The 23,677-nt window shown below is 65.5% G+C and carries 20 protein-coding genes and 1 tRNA gene; 14 read left to right on the plus strand and 7 right to left on the minus strand.

Annotated features, from left to right (window positions below; all coding sequences use genetic code 11):
* The first annotated feature begins 56 nt into the window (after positions 1-56).
* The 9 genes from dapA to alaS all read left to right on the plus strand — a co-directional run bounded on the left by dapA (position 57) and on the right by alaS (position 10,008).
* Positions 57-932, plus strand: a complete 876-nt coding sequence (dapA, locus tag AC1DPF_RS00395; RefSeq protein ID WP_477959152.1) for a 4-hydroxy-tetrahydrodipicolinate synthase — start codon at positions 57-59, stop codon at positions 930-932.
* Between the two features lie 115 nt (positions 933-1,047).
* Positions 1,048-1,530, plus strand: a complete 483-nt coding sequence (smpB, locus tag AC1DPF_RS00400) for an SsrA-binding protein SmpB (RefSeq protein ID WP_477866520.1) — start codon at positions 1,048-1,050, stop codon at positions 1,528-1,530.
* Positions 1,530-2,102 carry a DUF2062 domain-containing protein gene (locus tag AC1DPF_RS00405; RefSeq protein ID WP_477959154.1) on the plus strand — a complete coding sequence of 191 codons (573 nt, stop codon included), beginning with the start codon at positions 1,530-1,532 and terminating at the stop codon, positions 2,100-2,102. Before smpB ends, AC1DPF_RS00405 begins: the two co-directional genes overlap by 1 nt.
* Positions 2,103-2,159: 57 nt before the next feature.
* Complete coding sequence (locus AC1DPF_RS00410; RefSeq protein WP_477959491.1) at positions 2,160-2,345, plus strand: hypothetical protein; 186 nt, start codon at positions 2,160-2,162, stop codon at positions 2,343-2,345.
* An 86-nt stretch (positions 2,346-2,431) separates the two neighbouring features.
* The gene (locus AC1DPF_RS00415) at positions 2,432-4,858 is read left to right on the plus strand and encodes a hybrid sensor histidine kinase/response regulator (RefSeq protein WP_477959156.1); all 2,427 of its coding nucleotides are present in this window, start codon (positions 2,432-2,434) and stop codon (positions 4,856-4,858) included.
* A gap of 112 nt (positions 4,859-4,970) precedes the next feature.
* On the plus strand, positions 4,971-6,044 hold the full coding sequence (gene recA / locus AC1DPF_RS00420; protein WP_477866514.1) for a recombinase RecA: 1,074 nt from the start codon (positions 4,971-4,973) through the stop codon (positions 6,042-6,044).
* 103 nt (positions 6,045-6,147) lie between these two features.
* Positions 6,148-6,495 (plus strand): VOC family protein, encoded by a 348-nt coding sequence (locus AC1DPF_RS00425; protein WP_477959475.1) that lies wholly within the window; start codon positions 6,148-6,150, stop codon positions 6,493-6,495.
* Between the two features lie 44 nt (positions 6,496-6,539).
* Positions 6,540-7,166 (plus strand): glutathione S-transferase family protein, encoded by a 627-nt coding sequence (locus tag AC1DPF_RS00430; RefSeq protein WP_477866973.1) that lies wholly within the window; start codon positions 6,540-6,542, stop codon positions 7,164-7,166.
* 187 nt (positions 7,167-7,353) lie between these two features.
* Positions 7,354-10,008 (plus strand): alanine--tRNA ligase, encoded by a 2,655-nt coding sequence (alaS, locus tag AC1DPF_RS00435; protein WP_477866512.1) that lies wholly within the window; start codon positions 7,354-7,356, stop codon positions 10,006-10,008.
* 30 nt (positions 10,009-10,038) lie between these two features.
* On the opposite strand, the gene cofH is transcribed toward alaS, so the two are convergent.
* Positions 10,039-12,405, minus strand: a complete 2,367-nt coding sequence (gene cofH / locus AC1DPF_RS00440) for a 5-amino-6-(D-ribitylamino)uracil--L-tyrosine 4-hydroxyphenyl transferase CofH (protein ID WP_477959159.1) — start codon at positions 12,403-12,405, stop codon at positions 10,039-10,041.
* Between the two features lie 221 nt (positions 12,406-12,626).
* On the opposite strand from cofH, the gene AC1DPF_RS00445 reads away from it, so the two are divergent.
* Both AC1DPF_RS00445 and AC1DPF_RS00450 read left to right on the plus strand, forming a co-directional pair.
* On the plus strand, positions 12,627-13,598 hold the full coding sequence (locus AC1DPF_RS00445) for a 2-hydroxyacid dehydrogenase (RefSeq protein ID WP_477959161.1): 972 nt from the start codon (positions 12,627-12,629) through the stop codon (positions 13,596-13,598).
* 25 nt (positions 13,599-13,623) lie between these two features.
* A complete protein-coding gene (locus AC1DPF_RS00450) occupies positions 13,624-14,433 on the plus strand; it encodes a kinase (RefSeq protein ID WP_477959477.1) in 810 nt (269 codons plus the stop codon).
* Between the two features lie 78 nt (positions 14,434-14,511).
* Here the strand turns inward: AC1DPF_RS00450 and AC1DPF_RS00455 are convergent.
* The 6 genes from AC1DPF_RS00455 to AC1DPF_RS00480 form a co-directional block, all read right to left on the minus strand.
* Positions 14,512-14,587 (minus strand) — tRNA-Lys (locus AC1DPF_RS00455).
* Positions 14,588-14,708: 121 nt separating this feature from the next.
* Entirely contained in the window at positions 14,709-15,809 is a 1,101-nt protein-coding gene (gene rodA, locus AC1DPF_RS00460) for a rod shape-determining protein RodA (protein ID WP_477959163.1), read from the minus strand.
* Entirely contained in the window at positions 15,806-17,815 is a 2,010-nt protein-coding gene (mrdA, locus tag AC1DPF_RS00465) for a penicillin-binding protein 2 (RefSeq protein WP_477866504.1), read from the minus strand. The genes rodA and mrdA overlap by 4 nt, the downstream gene beginning before the upstream one ends.
* Positions 17,812-18,324, minus strand: coding sequence for a rod shape-determining protein MreD (locus tag AC1DPF_RS00470; protein WP_477866502.1), 513 nt, complete (start codon positions 18,322-18,324; stop codon positions 17,812-17,814). The genes mrdA and AC1DPF_RS00470 overlap by 4 nt, the downstream gene beginning before the upstream one ends.
* A complete protein-coding gene (gene mreC / locus AC1DPF_RS00475) occupies positions 18,321-19,196 on the minus strand; it encodes a rod shape-determining protein MreC (RefSeq protein ID WP_477866500.1) in 876 nt (291 codons plus the stop codon). Before mreC ends, AC1DPF_RS00470 begins: the two co-directional genes overlap by 4 nt.
* A gap of 16 nt (positions 19,197-19,212) precedes the next feature.
* Entirely contained in the window at positions 19,213-20,253 is a 1,041-nt protein-coding gene (locus tag AC1DPF_RS00480) for a rod shape-determining protein (protein ID WP_477866498.1), read from the minus strand.
* A gap of 127 nt (positions 20,254-20,380) precedes the next feature.
* On the opposite strand from AC1DPF_RS00480, the gene mutL reads away from it, so the two are divergent.
* The 3 genes from mutL (at position 20,381) to AC1DPF_RS00495 (ending at position 23,627) form a co-directional block, all read left to right on the plus strand.
* The gene (mutL, locus tag AC1DPF_RS00485) at positions 20,381-22,150 is read left to right on the plus strand and encodes a DNA mismatch repair endonuclease MutL (protein WP_477959165.1); all 1,770 of its coding nucleotides are present in this window, start codon (positions 20,381-20,383) and stop codon (positions 22,148-22,150) included.
* Positions 22,147-23,121: a DMT family transporter gene (locus AC1DPF_RS00490; RefSeq protein ID WP_477866494.1), complete on the plus strand. Its 975-nt coding sequence runs from the start codon at positions 22,147-22,149 to the stop codon at positions 23,119-23,121. The genes mutL and AC1DPF_RS00490 overlap by 4 nt, the downstream gene beginning before the upstream one ends.
* Before the next feature lie 125 nt (positions 23,122-23,246).
* Complete coding sequence (locus AC1DPF_RS00495) at positions 23,247-23,627, plus strand: hypothetical protein (protein WP_477866492.1); 381 nt, start codon at positions 23,247-23,249, stop codon at positions 23,625-23,627.
* The last annotated feature ends 50 nt before the right edge of the window (positions 23,628-23,677 follow it).

Below are 23,677 nucleotides of genomic sequence, written 5' to 3' on the forward strand. Positions count from 1 at the left end.
CGAGCTTCATCGCGCCATTATGGCCTTGGAAGCGCTCCAGGTGAAGGGAGAGCGTGATGTTCTTTGGGTCGATTCCTGCCCTTGTGACGCCGTTTCGCGATGGGGCGTTCGACGAGAAACTGTTCCGTGGCTTCGTCGACTGGCAGATTTCCGAGGGCTCGAGCGCGCTGGTGCCGTGCGGCACGACCGGCGAGAGCGCGACGATGTCGATCGAAGAGCATAACCATGTCGTGAAGGTCTGCATCGAGCAGGCCGCGGGCAGGGTGCCGGTGATCGCCGGCTGCGGCTCGAACGACACCGCGGTCGCGCTCGAGCATATGCGATCGGCAAAGGCTGCCGGCGCCGACGCGGCGCTGGTGGTGCTGCCATATTATAACCGGCCAAACCAGGACGGCCTGCTGCTCCATTACCGTTATCTGGCGGAAAATTGCGACCTGCCGATCATCATCTACAACGTGCCGACGCGGACCGTGACCGACATCCTTCCGGAGACGCTGGGCAAGCTGGCCGAGATCCCGACGATCGTCGGGATCAAGGATGCAAGCGGCAAGGTGGAACGGGTCTCTGCGCAGCGGCAGCATTGCGGACCCGACTTCTGCCAGCTGTCCGGCAATGACGACATGGCGCTCGGATTCAATGCGATGGGCGGCGTCGGGTGCATCTCGGTGACGGCCAATGTCCTGCCGGGGCTGTGCGCCGATTTCCAGAGAGCCTGCAGGGAAGGCCGGTGGGCCGACGCGCTCCTGCTGCAGGACCGGTTGTTTCCGCTCCATAGCGCCCTTTTCACCGATGCTTCGCCGGGGCCGGTCAAATATGCGCTGACCCAGGCCTATCCGGACTTCCCGGCGGAACTGCGCATGCCCATGACCTGGCCTTCGCAGGCGAGCCGCGATGCCGTGGACGCCGCTCTGAAGCATGCTGGCGCGGCGTGACGCCGGTTGCGCGCGTCACACAGCATATTGACTTGCCAACACGGTAGAGATCACGGCATCGAGCCGTTCCATCCACCCCCGTCTCCTCCCAGCGGGAGGGGTGATATAGAGATTTATGGTCCGTCCGCGTCCCGCCGAGTTCGAGAAGACAAAGATCGTCGCCGAGAATCGGCGCGCCCGTTATGAATATTTCCTCGAGGAGTTCTTCGAGGCGGGCATCGCGCTGACCGGTACCGAAGTGAAGTCGCTTCGCTTCGGCGAGGGCTCGATCGCCGAGAGCTACGCCGAAGTGAAGGGCGATCAGATATGGCTGGTCAACGCCAATGTGCCCGAGTTCAGCCACGGCAACCGCTTCAATCATGAGCCCAAGCGGCCCCGCAAGCTGCTGCTGCACCACCGGCAGATCGAGAAGATGCGCACCGCGGTGTCGCGCGAGGGCATGACGCTGATCCCGCTGTCGATCTATTTCAACGGCAAGGGGCGGGCCAAGGTGGAACTGGCGCTCGCCAAGGGCAAGAAGCTGCACGACAAGCGCGAAACCGAAAAGACCCGCGACTGGAAGCGCGAACAGCAGCGGCTGCTCAGGGACCGCGGCTGATGTTCGACAGCATTGGCAGATGGTGGCGTAAAAACGCTCCGACCCGCGAATCGCTGGAGGAGGTGCGTTGGATGCGGCCGTTCGCCCATCGCGTCCTCGAGCCGAGCCTGTGGCGCTTCACGCGGCGATCGGTGCCGCGCGGCGTAGCGCTGGGCCTGCTGGTCGGCATATTCCTGATGATCCCGGGGCTGCAGATCATCGGCGCTGCTCTGCTGGCGCTGCCATGCCGCGCCAATGTGCCGATCGCGATCGCGATGACCTTCCTCAGCAATCCCGCGACCACGCCCTTCCTGCTCTATCTCTCGCTCGTCGTCGGCAACCGGTTCGTGCACTCGACCGCGGATCTCGGCACGGTTTCGGCGATGATCGATCATGGTGCATCGCTGGCCGAATGGGCGGGCTGGGCAGCCTCGGCGGCGGCACCTGCGCTGATCGCCGGGTTGTTCGTAATCGCCACCGTTTCGGGTGCGATCGGCTATCTGTTGTCGAGTTGTGTGTGGCGGGCGTGGATTTCGCGCAAATGGGCGCTTCGCGAGCGCCACCGCGCCGAACGCGAGACCATCGAGACTTGATACTGACAATGGTGATGATAAGTCAGCTGTCATAGCTGAATGACACACCGATGTCCCATGAAGATATTTTTGACCGCCCTCAGCTTCGGCTTCGACACCGCCGGCATGGATAGCCGCCAGCGGCTGCTGACCGACCCGCACTCGCCATCGGTCCAGCGCAGCTGGTTGGTGCGGAATCTTGATCCCTTCAAGGCGGCGGAGAAGATGTATTTGGCACCGGCCGAACGCGTCCGAATCTGGTGATAAGCCGGCCGGATGTTCTGCGTCCGACGGGAAAGGCATCAAGGCGCCGCTTGACGAAGCCGGAACGTCGGGAGAACAAGGCATTCATGTCGAGCAGCTATCCCGCCAGAACCATGTCCCCCCGCCTGGGGCGGCTCGTGCTCAATGCGATGCTGGCCATGCTGACGCTCGTATCATCGGTCGGCATGGCGGGCATGATCTGGGGCGCAACCGACAACCTTCTTGTCGCGGGCCTGTTCATGCTCGCGTTCATCCTGGGCGTCGGCATGATCCTGCTGGTCGCGATGATCCGTTCCCAGATCCATGTGCGGCCGATGCGGCAGACCGATCTTGGGCTGGTGCTGGGCAGCATCGAGGATGCCGATGCCGGCGTTGCCATCACCGGGCCGAATGGCGAGCTGGTCTGCGCGAACCGCCAGTTCGAAACCTGGTTCGGCGGCCTGCCGACTCCGCCTGCGCTGCCGCTGCCGCACGAGGTGCGCATGCAGCTTGCCGCCGCCGCGATAGCGGCGATGCGCGATGGGCGGGCCGATCTCGCCAAGCTCGCCACCGACCGGGGGCTGGTGGATATCATCGTAAGGCGCGCCGGCAACGAGGACAGCCATCTCGTCTGGCGCTTCCACCGTTCGAGCCAGTCGGACAACATGGCGGATATCCTGCGCATATTGGGAAGCGATATCGGTCGGCGGATCGGCAGCGCGGGTCTGATGGGGGCGCTAGTCGATGGCAACGGCATCGGCATCACCGCCAATCGGGTCTTCCTCCAGAGGGCGCTTGGTTCCGCCGATGCGCCGAGCTCGGGCTGGGCCTTTGCCGAACTGTTGCGCAGCGATGGCGATGTGATCCGGCTCGCAGCCGACCCGCCGGGTGGCGATCCGGTCCGCTTGATCCAGATCCCGCTCGACGATCACGGTGCCGTCAACGCCACGCTGTTCCTGCTGCTCGACGAGCTGGGCGGCGGCAACATGGGCGCCGAGGCGCGCAGGGTCGCCACCGGCGATCTCCACGCATTGCTCGGCATGCTGCCGCTCGGTCTCGCGGTAGCAGAGCGGGACGGCCGCGTGCTGTTCATGAACGCGCCGTTCCGGCGCGCGGCAGGGCTGGGGCCGGAGTCGACGATCGTCTATCCGGGCGACCTGGTCGTCGAGGAGGACAAGGCGGCGGTTTCCGACGCGGTGCGCCGCTTCTCGGCCGGCCGCGGGTCTGCCAGCGATCTCTCGGTGCGCCTCAAGGAACGGCCCGAGGAGAATGTCTCGCTGACCATCGCGGCGGCCAAGGGACTCGGCAATGCCGCGGTGCTGCTCAGCCTCAAGGACAATAGCGAGGAATCCAAGCTCAAGCGCCAGGTGGCGCAGGCGATGAAGATGCAGGCCGTGGGCCAGCTGGCCGGCGGCGTCGCCCATGACTTCAACAATATCCTGACTGCGATCATCGGCCATTGCGACCTGATGACGATGCGCCACATTCCGGGTGACAGCGACTATGACGACATCCAGCAGATCAAGCACAACTCGAACCGCGCCGCGGCGCTGACCCGCCAGTTGCTCGCCTTCTCGCGCCAGCAGACGCTGCGGCCGCAGATTCTCCAGATACCGGACGTGATCTCCGAGATTTCGAACCTGTTGAAGCGGCTGCTGGGCGAAACCGTCAAGCTGGAGGTCAGCCATGGCCGCAATCTCGGCACGGTGCGGGCCGACCCGGGCCAGCTCGAACAGGTTATCGTCAACCTGGCGGTCAACGCCCGCGACGCCATGTCCGATGGCGGCACGCTGACGATCCAGACCTATGCGATGTCGCAGGCCGACGTGCGGCGTCTCGGCATGGAGATTATGCCGGTCACCGAATATACCGCGATGAAGGTGACCGACACCGGCGGCGGCATTGCGCCGGAGATCATCACCAAGATCTTCGAACCCTTCTTCACGACCAAGGAAGTCGGCAAGGGCACGGGCCTGGGGCTGTCGACCGTATACGGGATCGTCAAACAGACCGGCGGTTTCATCTTCGCCGAGAGCGAGCTGGGGAAGGGCACCAGCTTCGTCATCTATCTGCCGGTGCACGAGGCGCCGGCTTCGGCGGTGGCGCCGCTGGTCAAAGCCAAGGAAGTCAGCACCGAATTATGGGGGACCGGCACCATCCTGCTCGTAGAGGACGAGGCCATGGTGCGCGCGGTGGCGGAGCGCGCCCTGGCGCGCCAGGGCTACAAGATCCTCACGGCCACCAATGGCGAGGAGGGGCTCGAGATCATAGAGAACTCCGAAGAACCGATCGACCTGGTGATCTCCGATGTGGTGATGCCGACGATGGACGGCCCGACCATGGCGCGGGCGGCAAGGGAGAAGCAACCAAATCTGCCGATCATCTTCATGTCTGGTTATGCCGAGGAACAACTGCGCAAGTCGATCGACCTCGACAATATCGGCTTCCTGCCGAAACCCTTCTCGGTCCAGCAGATCGGGCAGGCGGCGCGAGAGGCGCTGGCGGACCACGCCCGGACGGAGGTTGTCAGCTAGGCCGCTTTCGGGAACAAATCACGAATGTTTATCTCTTGTTCCAGTGGAACATTCCATGTACGAAGATCGTGTTTGAAGCTTTCGATCACGCGATCTACGAGGGAGTTGACCCATGGCGGCACAGTTGAAGCTCATCGGATCCGAAAAGGACGCGGCGAATATGGATAGACAGAAGGCCCTTGAAGCCGCTTTGGCGCAGATCGATCGCGCCTTCGGCAAGGGCTCGGCGATGAAACTCGGATCGCGTGAGGCGATGCAGGTCGAGGCGATCTCCTCCGGCTCGCTGGGGCTGGACATCGCACTCGGCATCGGCGGATTGCCGCGTGGCCGTGTCGTGGAGATTTTCGGCCCCGAAAGCTCGGGCAAGACGACGCTGGCGCTGCATGCGATCGCCGAGGCGCAGAAGGGCGGCGGCACCGCCGCGTTCATCGACGCCGAGCATGCGCTGGACCCGGTCTATGCGAAGAAGCTGGGTGTCAACATCGACGAGCTGATCGTGTCGCAGCCCGATACCGGCGAGCAGGCACTCGAGATCGCCGACACGCTGGTCCGCTCCAATGCGATCGACGTGCTGGTGATCGACTCGGTCGCGGCGCTGGTTCCCAGGGCCGAAATCGAGGGCGAGATGGGCGACAGCCATGTCGGTCTGCAGGCCCGTCTGATGAGCCAGGCGCTGCGCAAGATCACCGGCTCGATCAGCCGCTCCAAGTGCCTCGTCATCTTCATCAACCAGATTCGTATGAAGATCGGCGTGATGTATGGTTCGCCGGAAACGACGACCGGCGGCAATGCGCTCAAATTCTACGCTTCGGTCCGGCTCGATATCCGCCGCACCGGCGCGATCAAGGATCGCGATGAGGTCGTCGGCAACGCGACGCGGGTCAAGGTCGTCAAGAACAAGGTCGCGCCGCCGTTCAAGCAGGTCGAGTTCGACATCATGTATGGCGAAGGCGTGTCGAAGGTCGGCGAGCTGATCGATCTCGGCGTCAAGGCGGGGCTGGTCGAAAAATCGGGCGCATGGTTCAGCTATGACTCGGTTCGCATCGGCCAGGGCCGCGAGAATGCCAAGGCCTATTTGCGCGAAAATCCCGAACTGGCCGCAAAGCTCGAATCGGCAATTCGCGGCAATACCGAAACGGTTGGCGATGCGCTGATGGCGGGTCCGGCCGAAGACGACGACATCTGATCCGACGGGGCTTTCCCCGTTCGTGTCGAGCGAGGTCGAGGCACGGTGCGCAGACCCACGTCCCACGACTTCGCTCGGGACGAACGGACGGGAAGATCGGATGATGGCGGCGCGTCTGAACTATATCGAACTGCCAGTCGGGAACACTGCCGGCAGCAAGGCCTTTTTCGAACAGGCATTCGGCTGGTCGCTGACCGCCTTTGGCCCGGATTACGCTGCGACGATCGGGCAGGGTTGCGACATCGGCCTCAATGGCGACGCCGTCGAGGCAAGCAAGGCTCCGCTGGCGGTGATCGAAGTCGACGATCTCGAAGCCGCCCAGCTGGCGGTGGAGACTGCGGGCGGTGTGGTCGTGCGGCCTATCTTCGCCTTTCCCGGCGGCCGCCGCTTTCACTTCCTTGAACCGTCGGGTATCGAACTTGCCGTCTATGTGAACGAGCCGGCCGACTGACAGCGGCCCGCCCCTCGCAGCGGAGCCGCCCCATGACCAAGACGATCCCGATCATCGTCCACCATCTCGAAAACTCACGCTCGCAGCGGGTGCTCTGGCTGCTCGAGGAACTGAGCCTGCCTTATGCGGTCCGCCGCTACGCGCGCGATCCGAAGACGATGCTGGCGCCCCCCGAGTTGCGCAAGGTTCATCCGCTCGGAAAATCTCCCGTTATCGAACATGACGGCCGCATCGTCGCCGAAACGGCCACCATTGTCGAATATCTCGTCGCGCTGGCCGGCGGGGATTTCGGTCCGCCTCAGGATGGGAACGGCGCGCTGCGCTGGCGCTATTTCCTCGATTATGCCGAGGGTTCGCTGATGCCGCCGCTGCTGCTCCGCCTGGTGATCGACAAGATGGGACCGTTCGGATGGGTCGCGAAGCGGACCGTCACCAACATGGCGATGGTGCAGATCGACTATGTCGAGGCCGAGCTCAGCCAGCGCCCCTGGTTTGCGGGCAATGAGATCAGCGCCGCGGACGTCATGATGAGCTTTCCGCTCGAAGCGGCCCGCGAGCGGCTGAAGCTCGACGGCAAGCGGCCGACGATCACCGAATGGCTCGACCGTATCCACGCGCGGCCGGCCTATCGCGCTGCATTGGAGAAGGGCGGGGCCTATGCCTATGCCTGATGCCGTGGCCTGTTTGACGTGAGGGAATATGGCTGCCGCGACCAATGTCGCGCGCGCCGCTGCCCGATCGGCCTGCGTCAAGGCTTATGCAGACCAGATCGCGCATTTTTCCGCAGCAGAGTGATCAACCTTCGACTACTCCGCCGAACCGCTTGAGAACCGGTCGCGCGTCGCCTAAGTCCCACCCATGACATCGACCAACGACATCCGCCGCTCCTTCCTGGATCATTTCGCGCGCGAAGGCCATGCGCCGGTGCCGTCGGCGCCATTGGTGCCGCACAATGATCCGACGCTGATGTTCGTCAATGCGGGCATGGTGCCGTTCAAGAATGTCTTCACCGGGCTCGAAACCCGGCCCTATTCGACCGCGACGTCGTCCCAGAAATGCGTGCGTGCCGGCGGCAAGCACAATGATCTCGACAATGTAGGCTATACCGCCCGGCATCATACCTTCTTCGAAATGCTCGGCAATTTCTCCTTCGGCGACTATTTCAAGGAGCGCGCGATCAGCCTCGCCTGGAGCCTGATCACCGGCACCTGGGGAATATCGCCCGACCGGCTGACCGTCACCGTCTATCATAGCGACGACGAGGCGTTCGATCTCTGGAAGAAGATTGGCATGCCCGAGAGCCGGATCATCCGCATCGCCACCTCCGACAATTTCTGGTCGATGGGCGATACCGGCCCGTGCGGACCCTGTTCCGAGATTTTCTACGATCATGGCGAGCATATTCCCGGCGGCCCCCCGGGTAGTCCGGATGAGGATGGGGATCGCTTCGTCGAGATCTGGAACCTCGTGTTCATGCAATATGAACAGGTCGACAAGGACAGCCGGATCAACCTGCCCAGGCCCTCGATCGACACCGGAATGGGGCTCGAGCGCATCGCCGCGGTGCTGCAGGGCGTTCACGACAATTACGACACCGACACCTTCAAGGCGCTGATCGCTGCCTCGGGCGAGTTCACCAGGACCGCGACGGACGGGGCGAACAAGGCGTCGCATCGGGTGATCGCCGACCATCTGAGGGCTTCCGGCTTTCTCGTGGCCGACGGCGTGCTGCCCGCCAATGAGGGCCGCGGCTATGTGCTGCGCCGGATCATGCGCCGGGCGATGCGCCATGCCCATCTTCTGGGCGCCGCCGACCCGCTGATGCACCGCCTGGTACCCAGCCTGGTCGCCGAGATGGGTGCCGCCTATCCGGAACTGGTTCGCGCGCAGCCGCTGATCGAGGAAACGCTGAAGCTCGAGGAGACGCGCTTCCGCCAGACGCTGGCCAATGGCCTGCGTCTGCTCGACGAGGCGACCGGCTCGATGAAATCGGGCGACGTCCTGCCCGGAGCCGTCGCGTTCAAGCTCTACGATACCTTCGGCTTCCCCTACGACCTGACCGAGGATGCGTTGCGCGCCCAGGATCTCGGCGTAGACCGCGCCGGTTTCGACGCTGCCATGGCCGAACAGAAGGCCGCGGCCCGTGCCGCCTGGAAGGGATCGGGCGACAAGGCCTCCGAAGAGATCTGGTTCGACATAGCCGAGGAACATGGCGGCACCGAGTTTACCGGCTATGTGAGCGAGGAAGGCGAGGGCCAGCTGCTCGCGATCGTCCGCGACGGCAAGCGCGTCGATGCCGCCGCGGCCGGCGACGAGGTGACGCTGATCACCAACCAGACGCCTTTCTATGGCGAGAGCGGCGGCCAGATGGGCGATGCCGGCCGCATCACCGGCGACAACGGGCTGGATATCGAGGTCAGCGACACAACCAAGCCGCTCGGCCGCCTCCACGCCCACAAGGCTCGCATCCTCAGTGGTTCGGTGAAGCTCGGCGACACGCTCCATCTAAGCGTCGACGGGGTACGTCGCTCCCAGATCCGCGCCAACCACAGCGCGACGCACCTGCTGCACGCGGCATTGCGCCACCGTCTCGGCGGCCATGTCACCCAGAAGGGCAGCCTCGTCGCGGCCGACCGGTTCCGCTTCGATTTCTCGCATCCCAAGGCGCTGACTGCCGAGGACATCGCCGCGGTCGAGGCGGAGGTGAACCGGCATATCCGCGAGAATGATGAGGTGTCGACGCGACTGATGACGCCCGATGCGGCCATCGAAGCCGGGGCGATGGCGCTGTTCGGCGAGAAATATGGCGACGAGGTCCGCGTTCTCTCGATGGGCCGCGCCAATGACGGCACCTATTCCGTCGAGCTGTGCGGTGGCACCCATGTCTCGGCGCTGGGCGATATCGCGCTGTTCAAGATCATCTCGGAGAGCGCGGTATCGAGCGGCGTTCGCCGCATCGAAGCCCTGACGGGCGAAGCCGCGCGGCTTTGGCTGACCCATCGCGACGAGCGGCTGCGCGAAGCCGCCGCAGCGCTGAAGACCTCGCCCGACGAGGTGCCGGCGCGGATCGCCGCGCTGGTCGAGGAGCGCCGCAAGCTGGAGCGCGAGCTGGCCGACGCGAAGAAGGCGCTGGCGCTGGGCGGCGGCGCGGCCAGGGCCGATGCGGCCGGTCCGGAAGACGTCGCGGGTGTGAAGTTCCTGGCGCAGATCGTCGAGGGGCTCGATCCCAAGGGACTGCGCGGCCTGGTCGACGAGGCGAAGTCGGCGCTCGGTTCGGGCGTGTCGATGATCGTCGCCGTCAACGATGGCCGCGCGAGCGTGGCAGCCGGCGTCACTGCCGACCTCGTCGGCCGGATCAGCGCCGTCGATCTCGTCAAGGCTGCGGTCGAGGCGCTGGGCGGGCAGGGCGGCGGTGGACGACCGGACATGGCGCAAGGCGGCGGGCCCGACGGCACCAAGGCGACAGACGCGGTCGCTGCGGCGAGAGACGCGCTGGCAAAGGTTCCAGCCTGATCGGGCTGTTGCTCCAACCAGCGGCGAAGATTAGAGAGCTGGTTCGGCCTTGGCACGCCCGCGCAGCTTGCGAGGCGGCGTGAGCGCGATCGGCGTCAAAACGCCGGCCGTCAGGCCGCGCCGATGCACGTCTTCGCTCACCGCGCCATAGATGGTGTTGCGTTGGCGAGCTGTGCGGCCGATCGAGCGGATCAGTTCTTCCATCGCGATGGGCGGCATCTCCTGCCCATGCTGCGTCCCTGCCGCCCGCGATATGCTCTCGTTCATCAATGTGCCACCCAGGTCATTGGCGCCGGCGTTCAGGCAGGCTGATACGCCCGCCGGGCCCAGCTTCACCCAGCTGGTCTGGATGTTGGTGATCAGCGGGTGCAACGCGAGGCGTGAGATGGCGTGCATCAGCACGACCTCCCGGAAGGTCGGCCCTGCGCGGGTCTGCCCTCGCACGCCCATCGGGGCTTCCATATGAACGAAGGGGAGGGGAACAAACTCGGTGAAGCCCCCGGTGCGGGCCTGCATCGCTCGGATAAGGAGCAGGTGGCGCGCCCAGTGGCGTTCCTCCTCGACATGGCCGAACATGATCGTCGCCGTCGTGCGGAAGCCCACCCGATGCGCGCTTGCCATCGCGTCTAACCAGGCCTGGGCATCGAGCTTGTCGGGGCAGATCTGTGCCCGCACCTCGTCGTCGAGGATCTCGGCCGCGGTGCCGGGCAGCGTGTTGAGTCCAGCCTCCTTGAGGCGGCGCAGGAAGGTCTCGATAGAGATTCCGAGCGTCGCCGCTCCCTGTGTCACTTCGAGCGGCGAAAAGGCGTGGATGTGCATATCCGGCACCGCCGCGCGCACGGCCCGTGCCAGCTCGATATAGGTCTCGCCGGTATAGTGCGGATGGATGCCGCCCTGCATGCAGACTTCGGTCGCGCCCCGCTCCCAGGCCTCGCCAGCCCGGCGCACGACCTCCTCCATGTCGAGGTCATAGGGCTTACCGCGCAGGGCATCCGCCGTGCTGCCTTTCGAGAAGGCGCAAAATCCGCATTTGTAGGTGCAGATGTTGGTATAGTTGATGTTGCGGTTGACGACATAGGTGATGGTGTCACCATTCACCTGCGAGCGCAGCCTGTCCGCCGATCGGCAGACATGCTCGTAATCGGCATCCCGCGCCTTGAACAGGGTCACGATATCGTCTTCGCCGATAGCCTCGCCCGCCATGGCGCGCGCAACGATAGCTGCGACGGTCGGATCGACGCTGGAGAGGTTGGCGATTTCGGGCGGGCGTTCGGGCAGCGAAAGCCCGGGCGACCAGGGATCGGCGCGCGCGAAGCCCGCTGTGTCGGCGGATGCGAGGATGTGCCGAGCCATGGACGAGTCCTGCCAGCGGGCGAGGCCGCGCGAGCCCCACGCCGGATAGGCCGGCAGGCGGGCGACGAGAATACGGCCTGCCCTAGCGGTCGCGTTTCGCAGATGATCAACCTCCGGCCAGGGCGCCTCGGGATTGACATGGTCCGGAGTCACCGGTGACACCCCGCCCCAGTCGTTGATCCCCGCCGCCAGCAATGTCGGGAAATCGTCGGCCGATAGATTGGGTGGGGCCTGGATGTTCATGGCCGGGCCGAGCACGAGGCGCGCGGCCGCGATCGTCCACAGCAATTCGTCCATGCCCGGTTCGGGCGCTTCCGCCATCACCGTGCGGGCCTTGGCCCGGAAGTTCTGGACGATCACCTCCTGGATGTGGCCGTAGCGCGCGTGCAGGTCGCGGATGGCGATCAGGGCCTCGATTCGTTCCTCGCGCGTCTCACCGATGCCGATCAGTATCCCGGTCGTGAAAGGAACGGCCAGTTCGCCTGCCAGCCGGATCATCTCCAGCCGCACGGCAGGGGATTTGTCGGGCGAGCGGTAATGCGGCCCGCCCTTCTCGCAGAGCCGTTCCGAAACCGATTCCAGCATCAATCCCTGTGAGGCCGAAACGGTACGGAGTGCCGCCATCTCCTCTCGGCTCATCACCCCCGCATTGACATGGGGCAGCAGGCCCGTCTCGTCGCGAACCGCCCGGCAGACATCGATGAGATAGGACAGGGTCGTCTCATGGCCCAGCTTCGCGAGTTCATCCCGCGCGGCCTTGAAGCGCAGCTCGGGCTTGTCGCCCAGCGTGAACAACGCCTCGGTGCAGCCCGCGGCCTTGCCGGCCTGCGCGATCGTCAACACCTGCTCGCGCGTAAGGTACGCGGATTCGCCCGCTTTCGGCGGCTGGGAAAAGGTACAGTAATGACACAGGTTGCGGCACAGCTGGGTCAGCGGAATGAATATCTTGGGCGACCAGCTCTGGATGCGGCCATGCCCCTCGTCGCGCAGGCGCGCGGCCTCCGCCATCATCAGGTCGAGCGGACCGGAGAGCATATCCGTCATGGGTCCAGGGAGATGCACAAGCCTTGTCATACCCTTGCTGCTATGCAGGCTTTTGCTTTCGCGCAATAACTTCGCGCTGGACTTGCCCGGCTGCCCGAAATTGTCATGTCGTGGGATAGTGGCGCCTGGCTGATATCTGCCGCGAGGTGAAATGGATCCGGAGGAGATTGCGGGCGCTGTGACGGACACTGTGCGCGATGGCCATTGATCCTTGCGAACCCGTGGAAAAGCGCCCGCGACTGCGCGTGACGCGGCGGCTGCCTTCCGCTGTGGAGCAGCATCTACAGGCGCGTTTCGACGTGCGGCTGAACGAGGAGGACGTTCCCCTGTCGCGGAATGATCTGCTCGATGCGATGACGCGGTACGACGCGATCTGCCCGACGATCACCGATCGCTTCGATGCCGAGATGATCGCCGCGCCGGGCGCGACGGTTCGCCTGCTCGCCAATTTCGGCGCCGGTTTCGAGCATATCGATCTGGCGGCGGCACGGCGGGCAGGGATTGTCGTCACCAATACGCCCGATGCCCTGAGCGAGGCCACCGCCGATCTGGCGTTGATACTGATCCTGATGGCCGCCCGTCGCGCGGGCGAGGGGGAGCGGGAGTTGCGCGCCGGGCGCTGGACCGGGTGGCGGCCGACCCACATGATGGGGCAGGACATCTCCGGCAAGACGCTCGGCCTCGTCGGCTTCGGCAGGATCGCCCAGGCGACCGCCGCCCGCGCAATCGCGTTCGGCATGCGCATCCGCTATCATAGCCGCCGGCCTGCGCCCGTCGATATCGAGGTGGCGCTCGCGGCGAGCCGCGCGCCTTCGCTGGACGCGCTCGCGGCAGAAGCGGATATCCTGTCGCTCCACGTGCCCGCTAGCAGCGAGACCTTCCACCTGGTCGACGAACGCTTGCTCGCGCGCATGAAGCCCAGCGCCATCCTGATCAACAGCGCACGCGGCTCGATCGTCGATGAAGCGGCGCTCGCCGCTGCGCTTGGATCGAACCGGCTGGCCGCTGCCGGGCTCGACGTGTTCGAGCGCGAGCCCGCGGTTCACCCGGACCTGGCAACGCTCGAGAATGTGGTGCTGCTTCCCCACCTCGGTAGCGCGACCGTCGAGACGCGGACGGCGATGGGCATGCAGGCGGCCGCCAATCTCGAAGCTTTCTTCGCTGGCCGGGAGCCACCCAATCGTGTCGCCTGAGCCTCGCAATATCCTGGATGCCGCCATGGCGGCGATCCGCCAGGCGCGGGCACAGGATCATAGGCGGCGGCCGCTGATCGTCGGCCTGTGTGGGGCGCAGGGCAGCGGCAAGTCGACCCTGGCCGGCCGTTTGGCGAGCTGTTGTGAAAATGACGGCGTCTCCGCCGCGATACTCTCGATCGATGATCTGTACAGGACGCGAGCTGAGCGCGAGCGTCTCGCCCGGGACGTACATCCGCTGCTCCGCACCAGGGGCGTGCCGGGCACGCACGATGTCGACCTCGGTCTCAGCGTGCTCGAGAGTCTCGATCGTGGCCGCGCCGTCGCGCTGCCCCGCTTCGACAAGGCCAGGGACGATCGTGCCGCGACGGCGCGCTGGGGCAGCGCCGCCTCCAACACCGACGTCCTGATCTTCGAAGGCTGGTGCGTCGGGGCGCGCGCCCAGCCGCAAGCGGCCCTGGCGGACCCCGTCAATGCACTCGAGCGCAACGAGGATCCGGACGGGATCTGGCGCAGCTTCGTCAATCAGGCACTGGCGGGCGACTATCAACGATTGTTCGCCCGTATCGACCTGCTGCTGCTGCTCGCCGCGCCGAACTTCGCGATCGTCCGGCAGTGGCGCATCGAACAGGAGCGGGACCTTCGGGCCAGCGCGCCTCCCGGCGCACAGGGGGTGATGTCGGACGCAGAACTGTCCCGCTTCGTCCAGCATTACGAACGGTTGACGCGGCACATCCTCGAGGAGATGCCCGCGCGCGCCGATCTCGTAGCGATGCTCGGCGAGGATCGGCGCCCGCACGACATCATCTGCGCAAAAGGGGGAAGGTTGGGTTGAACAAGGGGAAGCGGCGCCCGACCAAGACGATCGCGCTGTCTCACCTGGGGGGCAGATTAAACTATTCATGAAAGGAAATGGTGGACGCACTTGGGCTCGAACCAAGGACCCGCTGATTAAGAGTCAGCTGCTCTACCAACTGAGCTATGCGTCCACTATCCGACTGTCGGGTGTTGGCTTCCCGTCGTGGAGGCGCGCCCTTAGCATCGGGTCGGGCGGGATGTAAACCGCCTAGGCGCGATAATTTTGCAGCAGCGCGATTTCCTGCCGCACCGTCATGCGGGGCGGGAGGAGCGGTCGATCGCCATCAGCATCCCGAGGCAGATCAGCACCGTCATCATCGCCGATCCGCCGAACGACACCAGCGGCAGCGGGATGCCCACGACCGGCGCGAGCCCCATCACCATCATGAGGTTGATCGCCACATAGAAGAAGATCGTCGTGGCAAGCCCGGCCGCGGTCAGCCGGGCGAAGCGGGAGCGGGCGCGACCGGCGACACGCATCCCCCAGCGGATGACCAGCATGAAGGCCAGGATCAGGAACACGCCGCCGACAAGGCCCCATTCCTCGGCCATCGTCGCGAAGACGAAGTCGGTGTGCCGCTCGGGGAGGTAATCGAGGTGGCTCTGGGTGCCGCCCAGGAAGCCCTTGCCGAAGATGCCCCCGGATCCGATCGCGATCTTCGACTGGATGATATGGTAGCCGGCGCCGAGCGGATCGCTTTCGGGGTTCAGGAAGATCTCGATCCGATCACGCTGGTAGCCGTGCATCATCGACAGCGCGATGGGAAAGGCTGCGGCCAAGGTGAGCGCGGCGCCCGCAAACAGGCGGATCGGCAGCCCGGCCAGAAAGGCCACCGTGATCCCGCCCGCACAGATCATCAGCGCGGTCCCCAGGTCGGGCTGGATGAGCACGAGGCTGGCGGGAACGCCGATCAGCAGCGCGGGCGGCCAGACGGCGCTCCAGCCGCGGATCTCACTGGCCGGCAACAGATCGTAGAAGCGCGCCACCGCCAGCACGATCACCGGCTTCATCAATTCGGAAGGCTGCAGCCGGATGAAGCCGAGGTCGAGCCACCGTCGGCTGCCGCCGCCGACGAAGCCGAAGAGTTCGACAAGCAGCAGCAGGGTCACCAACAGCATATAGGTCGGCAGCGCCGCGCGCTTGAGCCGGGCCTCGCCGGCCCAGGAAATGACGACCGCAAGCCCAATGAACATGCAGAAGCGGATGCCCTGCGACATCGCCCAGGGCGTCAGGCTGCCGCCTGCCGCCGAATAGAGCACGACCAGGCCGAAACAGCCGATCGCGATGATCAGCGAGAGCACCCGCCAGGGAATGTGCTGAAGCGGCGCCGGGATGATCGAATCCCGGCTCATTCGGGATCGCGCTCCTCATCTTCCGCGCTGGTGGGTGGGGGAGGGGCCGCACGGGTGGGGTCGCCGACCGGCGCCGCATGCTCCACCGATGGATCTTCGCGATGTGCCCAGGCCTCCGCTTTCTTCGCCATGCGCGCCTCGATGGTTCCGCCCCAGCCCTCCTCGAGCGCGGCGAGCCGGTCTTGGGCGCGCTTCGGGTCGTAGAGATAGGTGATCAGATCGCGTGCGATCGGGGCGCCGGCCGCACCATGGAGGCCGTGCTCGATCACCACGGATACGGCGTAACGCGGGGCCTGAACCGGCGCGAATCCGACGAACAGGCCGTGGTCGCGATATTTCCACGGCATGCCTTCCGTGCCGGTCAGGCCGGCTCGACGCATCGCCATCGAGATCCGCCGGACTTGCGCGGTGCCGGTCTTTCCGCCCATCAGCTCGCCGCCCGGCAAGTTGAGACGCCCCGATCCCCCGGTGCCCATGCCGCTGTTGATCACGTCGCTCATCGCCTGGCGCACAAGGTCGAGATGCTCGGGCGACACGTCGAGCGCGCCGCCCTGCTGCCCGTAGCGCTTGTTGACGATCATGCGCGGCACGAGCGCCGCGCCGCTCGCGATCCGCGCCGCCATCACCGCCAGCTGAAGCGGATTGGCGAGCATATAGCCCTGGCCGATCGTCGCGTTGAGCGTGTCGGCGGTCGTCCAGCGGGCGCCCTTGTAGCGGCGCGCCTTCCATTCTGTATCTGGAACCGTGCCATAGCGCTGCGAGGGCATCGGCAGGTCATATTCCTGGCCCAGGCCGAGTTGCCGCGCCATCGCCGCGATCCGGTCCATCCCGATCAGCCGTGACATCGTGTAAAAATAGATGTCGCAGCTCGAAGCAATCGCACGATGCATGTCGACGCTGCCATGTCCGCCGTGGCGCCAGCAGTGGAAATAACTGCTGCCCAGCCGGTAGCGCCCGGTGCAGACCACCGTCTGGTTGGGATCAACGCCGGCCTCGAGCAGGGCAAGCGCGACCATCGGCTTGACGGTGGAACCCGGCGGATAGAGCCCCTGCATCACCTTGTTGGTCAGCGGTAGGTGGTCGTCACTGGAGAGCTGGCCCCACTCGGCATGGCTGATCCCGTCGGAAAAGCTGTTAGGATCATAGGCCGGCATCGACGCCATCGCCAGGATGCCGCCACTGTGAGTGTCGATCACGACCGCCGACGCGCTTTCCGAGCCGAGCCGGCTCGCGGCGTAGCGCTGTAGCCCGGCATCGATGGTCAGTTGGAGGGCGTTGCCCACCACTTCGGGCCGGGTGGTCAGCTCGCGGACCACCTTGCCATGCGCCGTGACCTCGCTCCGCTTGGCTCCAGGCTTGCCCCGCAGCCACTTTTCCATAGTCCTTTCAAGACCTTCCTTGCCGATCTTGAATCCTGGCGTGATCAGCAGTGGGTCATGTGTCTTGTCATAGTCCGCGGCCGAGGCAGGGCCGACATAGCCGACCAGATGCGCGACTGCCGAGCCTGCGGGATAATAGCGGCCATAACCGCTCGCGGGCGCGACCCCGGGGAGGGTGGACTGACGCACGCTCACCGCGGCGAAACGCTCATAATCGATATTTTCGGCGACCGGTACGGGCTGATAGCCACGCGCCTTGGCGAGGTCCGCACGGATCCGGTCGAGATCGTCGGCACTCAGGGCAAGCAGCTGCTGGAGCTGGCCGAGCACGGCTTTCGGATGCTTGAGCTGATCGGGAATGATGTCGACGCGGAACGTGGTGCGGTTGATCGCGATCGGCTTGCCGGCTCGGTCGATGATCCAGCCACGCCGGGGCGGCACCAGGGTCAACTGCACCCGGTTGCTTTCCGAGAGCGTGGTATAACGCTCGTTCTGCGCGACCGAGAGCCAGGCCATCCGTGCGGCGAGCAGGCCACCGACGGTCGCCTGGGCGCCTCCCAGCACGAACGCCCGACGGGTGAAGGAGAAGGTCTGGCTCTGTTCGGTGATGATGCGAACGCGCTTCATCGCCTGAGCCGCCATCGATCGAGCGTCGCGGTCAGGCGCAGGATCGCCGGGAACAGCAGGATCGCGCCGATCAGCTGGGGTATCAGCGTCTTGATCGGCGTACTGCTGTCGGTCGGCTGGGAAGCCGCCCAGGCGCCGATGTCGATGGCGACGATACCGATCGCTGCGATCAGCCATTCCATCCACCAGTCGCGCCAGACGAGATGGTGATCGACCCAGTCGAGCACCAGCAGCGCGACGGTCCACAATATCATCGAAGTACCGAGATAATGGCCACTGATCAGGTCGTCTGCCAGGCCCAGCGGCAGGGCTGCCCAGGCCGCCCACATTTCCTGGCGGAGCAGGCGCCATGCCAGCAGCATCATGAGGCCGAGCGGTGGCAGGATCGGCTCCGTGGCGATGACGGGCAAGAGCCCCATGGCCGAGCCGAGCAGGATCGATCCGATCGGCACGGCGATCGTGCGGAGCGGCGGCTTCGCCACATAGTCATGTTCGCGGGCGGACATCATGGCTTCGGCTGTGCCGGCGGTTCCACGACGGGCGCCTGGAAGATCGGGTAGACCACAGCGAAATCGGCGCGCGCCGGATCGGCCAAGGGGCGGGCAATTGCGCGATCGCTGCGCACCTCGACGACCACCGCGACGGGCACGTTCGGCGCATAGACGCCGCCGGTCCCGGACGTCACCGCAAGGTCGCCGCGCCGGAACGGCCGGCCGCCCGCGATAAGGCTGCGGATCTCCATGGTGCCGTCGCCCTGGCCCGTTGCCAGCGCGGCGATGTTGCTCCTCGTCATGCGAACCGGAACGGCGGTCTCGCCATCGGTTAGCAGCAGCACGCGAGAGGCGAAGATGCCCGTTTCGAAGATGCGGCCGACAAGACCCTCGGGCGCGCGTACGGCCATGCCCGGGCGCACGCCTTCGCGGCGGCCGGCGGCGAGAGTCGCGAACCGGCGCTGGCCGCTCGGCGTCGATCCGATCAGCCGCGCCGACAGGATCGGGCTGGGCAGATGTTCGGTGAGCAGCGCAAGCCGCTTCAGCCGCGCATTTTCCAGCAGGATCGCTTTGGCGGCGATAACCGCCCGGCGCTCGGCTGCCAGCTCGCGCTTCAGCGCCCGGTTCTGCCCGCCGGCATCGACATAAGCGTCGATCTCGTCCCCCGCATCGTGCAGGCTGCGGATTGCGGTGCGACCGACGCCCGTGAACAGGGAGCCACCATCGATCGCGATGCCGCGCACGGTGGAGAAGGCGCGGGGATCGAAGCGCGCTACCAGCAGCAGCGCCAGCGCGACGATCAGGCCGACGGTCGCGATCACATAGCCCGCGAACAGGCCAAATTGGACCCTGCGGGAAAAACCTCGACGCCTATGTCGCGGCGCCGCCATTACCAGTCAGCGCCTCTCAGGCTGTCTGGAGCACGCCGCGGAAGATCGGATCTTCCAGCGCGCGTCCGGTGCCGAGCGCCACGCAGGTGAGCGGGTCGTCGGCGATCGAGACGGGCAGCCCCGTCGCCTCGCGCAGCACCTCGTCGATGCCCGTGAGCAGCGCGCCGCCGCCGGTCAGGACGATGCCCTGGTCGACGATGTCCGCAGCGAGTTCTGGCTGCGTGTTCTCGAGCGCGATGCGCACGCCCTCGACGATCGCCGAGACCGGTTCGGTCAACGCCTCGGCGATCTGCGCCTGGGTGATGGTGATCTCCTTGGGAACGCCGTTGACCAGGTCGCGTCCCTTGATGTGGATCGTCAGGCCCTTGCCGTCGGCGGGCATCCTGGCGACGCCGACTTCCTGCTTGATCCGCTCGGCTGTGGCTTCGCCGATCAGCAGGTTGTGGTTGCGACGGACATAGGAGCCGATCGCCTCGTCCATCTTGTCGCCGCCGACGCGAACCGAGGTCGTATAGGCCAGGCCGCGCAGCGAGAGTACGGCGACTTCGGTGGTGCCGCCGCCGATATCGACGACCATCGATCCGATCGGTTCTGTTACCGGCATGCCCGCGCCGATCGCGGCCGCCATCGGCTCCTCGATCAGCCAGACCTGCGAAGCGCCGGCGTTCGACGCGGCATCGCGGATCGCGCGGCGCTCGACGGAAGTGGAACCCGAGGGCACGCAGATCACGATTTCCGGCCAGCGCGGGAAGCGGCGGGGGCCGTGCACCTTCTGGATGAAGTGCTTGATCATCTGCTCGGCCACGTCGATGTCGGCGATCACGCCATCGCGCAACGGGCGGATGGCCTCTATCGAGCCCGGCGTCTTGCCCATCATCAGCTTGGCGTCGTCACCGACGGCGCGCACCCGCTTCACGCCGTTCAGCGTCTCGATCGCCACCACCGAAGGCTCGTTGAGCACGATGCCGCGGCCCCGGACGTAGACGACCGTATTCGCGGTGCCGAGATCGATCGCCATATCGTGCGACATGAACTTGAAATAACGCTGGAAGAACATGTTTTTGTCCGTTTCCTAAGCCCGTTCCAGGCCGATATGCTTGTCGCTCGCATCGCCTGATCGACGACTGGGATCTGGCCACTATCTGGGGATGCGGAAGGGCGCCGCTTGGGCTAGAGCTTGTCCCATGTCAATACGCCGCCTGCCAGAGCATCTGGTGAATCGCATAGCCGCCGGTGAAGTGGTCGAAAGACCCGCCAGCGCGCTCAAGGAACTTGTCGAGAACGCAATCGATGCAGGAGCCGCCAGGATATCGGTAAGCCTCTGGGAAGGCGGACTTTCGTCTATAGAAGTGACCGACGATGGCTGCGGCATGGCACCCCCGGAGATCGCGCTCGCGCTCGAGCGGCATGCTACGTCCAAATTGCCAGACGATACGATCGAGGCGGTGACGACCCTGGGTTTCCGCGGAGAGGCGCTGCCTTCGATCGGCAGCGTCGCCGACCTGACGATCGAAAGCCGCGTGCGCGGCGCCGACGGCTGGTCACGACGGATCGATCATGGCGTGCTGGTGGGCGAGGGGCCCGCCGCCCTGCCGCCCGGGACGCGGATCCGGGTGTCGAACCTGTTCGCCAAGGTGCCGGCGCGGCGCAAGTTCCTGCGGTCCGCACGGGCCGAATATGCCGCGTGCGTCGACGTCATCAAGCGGCTGGCCATGGCGCGGCCGGACATCGGCTTCTCGCTCGATCACGCCGGCCGCCGGACCGTCCTGGTCTCGGCCGAGGAAGAGCGGGTCGATCGCGTCGCCGCGCTCACCGACCGCGATCTGGCGGAGAACAGCGTCGCGGTCGATTACCGGCGCGAGGCGGTGTCGCTCACCGGGGTCGCGGGCCTGCCCACCTTTCATCGCGGCGTGGCCGACCACCAGTTCCTGTTCGTCAACGGCCGACCGGTGAAGGACCGGCTGCTGATCGGTGCCGTGCGTGCCGCCTATCAGGACATGCTGGCGCGCGATCGGCATCCGGTGGTGGCGCTCTTCGTCGACCTTCCGGGCGACCAGGTCGACGTCAATGTCCACCCCGCCAAGACCGAGGTGCGCTTCCGCGATCCTGCGCTGGTGCGCGGGATGATCGTCGGCGGGTTGCGCGCCGCGCTCGACGCCGCCGGCCATCGCAGCGTGCAGCGGCCATCGGCGGGGGCGCTCGGCAATTGGCAGGTCGGCGGCGGTTCGCCGTCTCCCATTCCCAACGGCTTCGCCTTCCCGGCTGCTGCTGCGGCAAACGGGCAGGGCAGCGTGTGGGATCGCGTGGCGGACTATACCCCGCCACCGATGGCCCGCGCGGAGGCGGCCTTCGCGCCGTCGGTGGAGTATAAGGCTTATCCGATGGGGGTGGCGCGCGGCCAGGTGGCGGCGACATATATCGTCGCCGAGGCCGAGGACGGGCTGGTGATCGTCGATCAGCATGCCGCGCATGAGCGGCTCGTGCTCGAACGGATGCGCCGGGCGATGGCCGATGGCGGCGTGTCGCGCCAGACGCTGCTGCTGCCCGAGGTGGTCGAACTCGACGAGCCCGGCTGCGACCGGCTCGAGGCGCGGATCGACGAACTCGCCGAAATGGGCCTCGAGCTCGAGCGCTTCGGCCCCAAGGCGATGCTCGTCCGCGCCACGCCCGCGTTGCTGGGGCAGGGCGATACGCGCGGCTTGGTGGTCGATCTGGCCGACGAGCTGGCGGCATATGACCAGGCACTGTCGCTCAAGGAGCGGCTCGATCATGTCGCGGCCACGATGGCCTGCCACGGCTCCGTCCGGGCGGGCCGCACCCTGTCGGTCGCCGAGATGAACGCGCTGCTCCGTGAGATGGAGGTGACGCCGCACTCGGGCCAGTGCAACCATGGGCGGCCGACCTGGATCAAGCTGGGCCATGGCGACATCGAAAAACTGTTCGGGCGGAAATGAGTTCGGTCGCTGCGGCGCGCGGCGGCGCGCGCTATGCCTATGCCACGCTGGCCTTCGTGATGCTGTTCTGGGCCGGCAATTCGATCGTCGGACGCGCGATCCGCGATGAGATCCCGCCGTTCACCCTGGCGCTGGTGCGCTGGACGGGCGCGTCTGCGGTACTGCTGCCTCTGGCCTGGCGGCATCTGGTAAAAGACCATGAGGCGATGCTGCGCCACTGGAAGATCGTGCTGGCGCTGGCGGTGTTTGGCGTGGCTGGCTTCAATGGCTTCCTCTATTCCGGGCTTCATTATACAAGCGCGACCAACAGCCTGCTGCTCCAGGCCGCGATCCCCGGCGGCGTGCTGCTGATCGACCGGCTGTGGTTCAGCCAGAAATCATCGGCCGGGCAGATCGTGGGCGTGCTGCTGTCGACGATCGGCGTGATCGTCGTGGTGGTGCAGGGGGACGTCCGTCTGCTTGCCAGCTTCCGGTTCAGCTTCGGCGATGTGCTCGTCCTGGGCGGGGTGCTGGTCTGGTCCCTATACACCAGCCTGTTGCGGCTCAGGCCCGCAGTCCATCAGCTCAGCTTCCTGCTCGTGACCTTCGTGATTGCCGCACTGTGCATGGCGCCGCTGGCGCTAGCGGAATGGAACGCTGCCCAGCGGATGGAATTCGACGCCGAATTGCTCGCCGCCTGCGCCTATGTCGCAATCTTCCCGTCAGTGCTTAGCTATTTGCTGTTCAACATGGCTGTCGAGCGCATTGGCGCGAGCCGGGCCGGGCAGACGATCTCGCTGATGCCACTGTTCGGCGCGGGGCTGGCGGCGATACTGCTCGACGAGCCGCTGCACGGCTACCATATCGCTGGCATGGCGTTCATCCTCGGGGGGATTGCGCTTGGTATCCTGACCGCGCCCGGCGGTCCTGCTGCCGCTAATGATCCCGCCCATAGACGTCGTGGAGGCATGGACTCTTCGCATCACGTCTAGCGAGCTGAAATAGGTCTGAAGAACGCAGTAAAAGTCGGTTATAAAGCGATCACATAGGAGGGCAGCGCGATTCCCAAAAGGGGGAGGTCGTAGCCGATGCATCGGAAAGTCTCCAGGGAACGTCAATGTTCGAAATAGAATTCGACGAAAAGCAAGGCCTGATGAAGAGACGCTTGTGGGGGTTCTGGTCGGTGGAGACGGCCAAGGCCTATGTCGCTGAAGTTGAGTCAGTGGTCGCTCGAATAAAGCGCCGGCATCCCAGCTTTGCAACTATTTCCGACTCCAGGGAGATGCCTCTGCAGCCTATGGACGTAATGGAAGTGCTTTTCAAAGGCATGAAGAGCAGCTGCACGGCCAACAGCGGCAAGACTGCAATTCTCGTCAGCAGCGTGCTTTCCAAACTGCAGGTAGAGCGCCTCTATCCTTATGCGAACATGCGGGCCTTCCTCGACGAACAGCGCGCGCGAGAATGGCTTTTCGACAATGGAACGCAGGAAGGTCGATAAATTGGTCATCGGCGATGAATGTTATTTTCAGCAACCGCAAAGGTCTTGTC

This window comes from Rhizorhabdus sp. P4_G6, from assembly GCF_056401045.1.

Coding starts and splice junctions, on each gene's coding strand:
- alaS (WP_477866512.1), top strand. CDS start 7,354: ATGACATCGACCAACGACATCCGCCGCTCCTTCCTGGATCATTTCGCG.
- AC1DPF_RS00490 (WP_477866494.1), top strand. CDS start 22,147: ATGAGTTCGGTCGCTGCGGCGCGCGGCGGCGCGCGCTATGCCTATGCC.
- AC1DPF_RS00425 (WP_477959475.1), top strand. CDS start 6,148: ATGGCGGCGCGTCTGAACTATATCGAACTGCCAGTCGGGAACACTGCC.
- AC1DPF_RS00495 (WP_477866492.1), top strand. CDS start 23,247: ATGTTCGAAATAGAATTCGACGAAAAGCAAGGCCTGATGAAGAGACGC.
- rodA (WP_477959163.1), bottom strand. CDS start 15,809: ATGAGCCGGGATTCGATCATCCCGGCGCCGCTTCAGCACATTCCCTGG.
- AC1DPF_RS00410 (WP_477959491.1), top strand. CDS start 2,160: ATGAAGATATTTTTGACCGCCCTCAGCTTCGGCTTCGACACCGCCGGC.
- AC1DPF_RS00405 (WP_477959154.1), top strand. CDS start 1,530: ATGTTCGACAGCATTGGCAGATGGTGGCGTAAAAACGCTCCGACCCGC.
- AC1DPF_RS00450 (WP_477959477.1), top strand. CDS start 13,624: ATGGCGGCGATCCGCCAGGCGCGGGCACAGGATCATAGGCGGCGGCCG.
- smpB (WP_477866520.1), top strand. CDS start 1,048: ATGGTCCGTCCGCGTCCCGCCGAGTTCGAGAAGACAAAGATCGTCGCC.
- dapA (WP_477959152.1), top strand. CDS start 57: ATGTTCTTTGGGTCGATTCCTGCCCTTGTGACGCCGTTTCGCGATGGG.
- mrdA (WP_477866504.1), bottom strand. CDS start 17,815: ATGAAGCGCGTTCGCATCATCACCGAACAGAGCCAGACCTTCTCCTTC.
- recA (WP_477866514.1), top strand. CDS start 4,971: ATGGCGGCACAGTTGAAGCTCATCGGATCCGAAAAGGACGCGGCGAAT.
- mutL (WP_477959165.1), top strand. CDS start 20,381: ATGTCAATACGCCGCCTGCCAGAGCATCTGGTGAATCGCATAGCCGCC.
- AC1DPF_RS00480 (WP_477866498.1), bottom strand. CDS start 20,253: ATGTTCTTCCAGCGTTATTTCAAGTTCATGTCGCACGATATGGCGATC.
- AC1DPF_RS00470 (WP_477866502.1), bottom strand. CDS start 18,324: ATGATGTCCGCCCGCGAACATGACTATGTGGCGAAGCCGCCGCTCCGC.
- mreC (WP_477866500.1), bottom strand. CDS start 19,196: ATGGCGGCGCCGCGACATAGGCGTCGAGGTTTTTCCCGCAGGGTCCAA.
- cofH (WP_477959159.1), bottom strand. CDS start 12,405: ATGACGGATATGCTCTCCGGTCCGCTCGACCTGATGATGGCGGAGGCC.
- AC1DPF_RS00415 (WP_477959156.1), top strand. CDS start 2,432: ATGTCGAGCAGCTATCCCGCCAGAACCATGTCCCCCCGCCTGGGGCGG.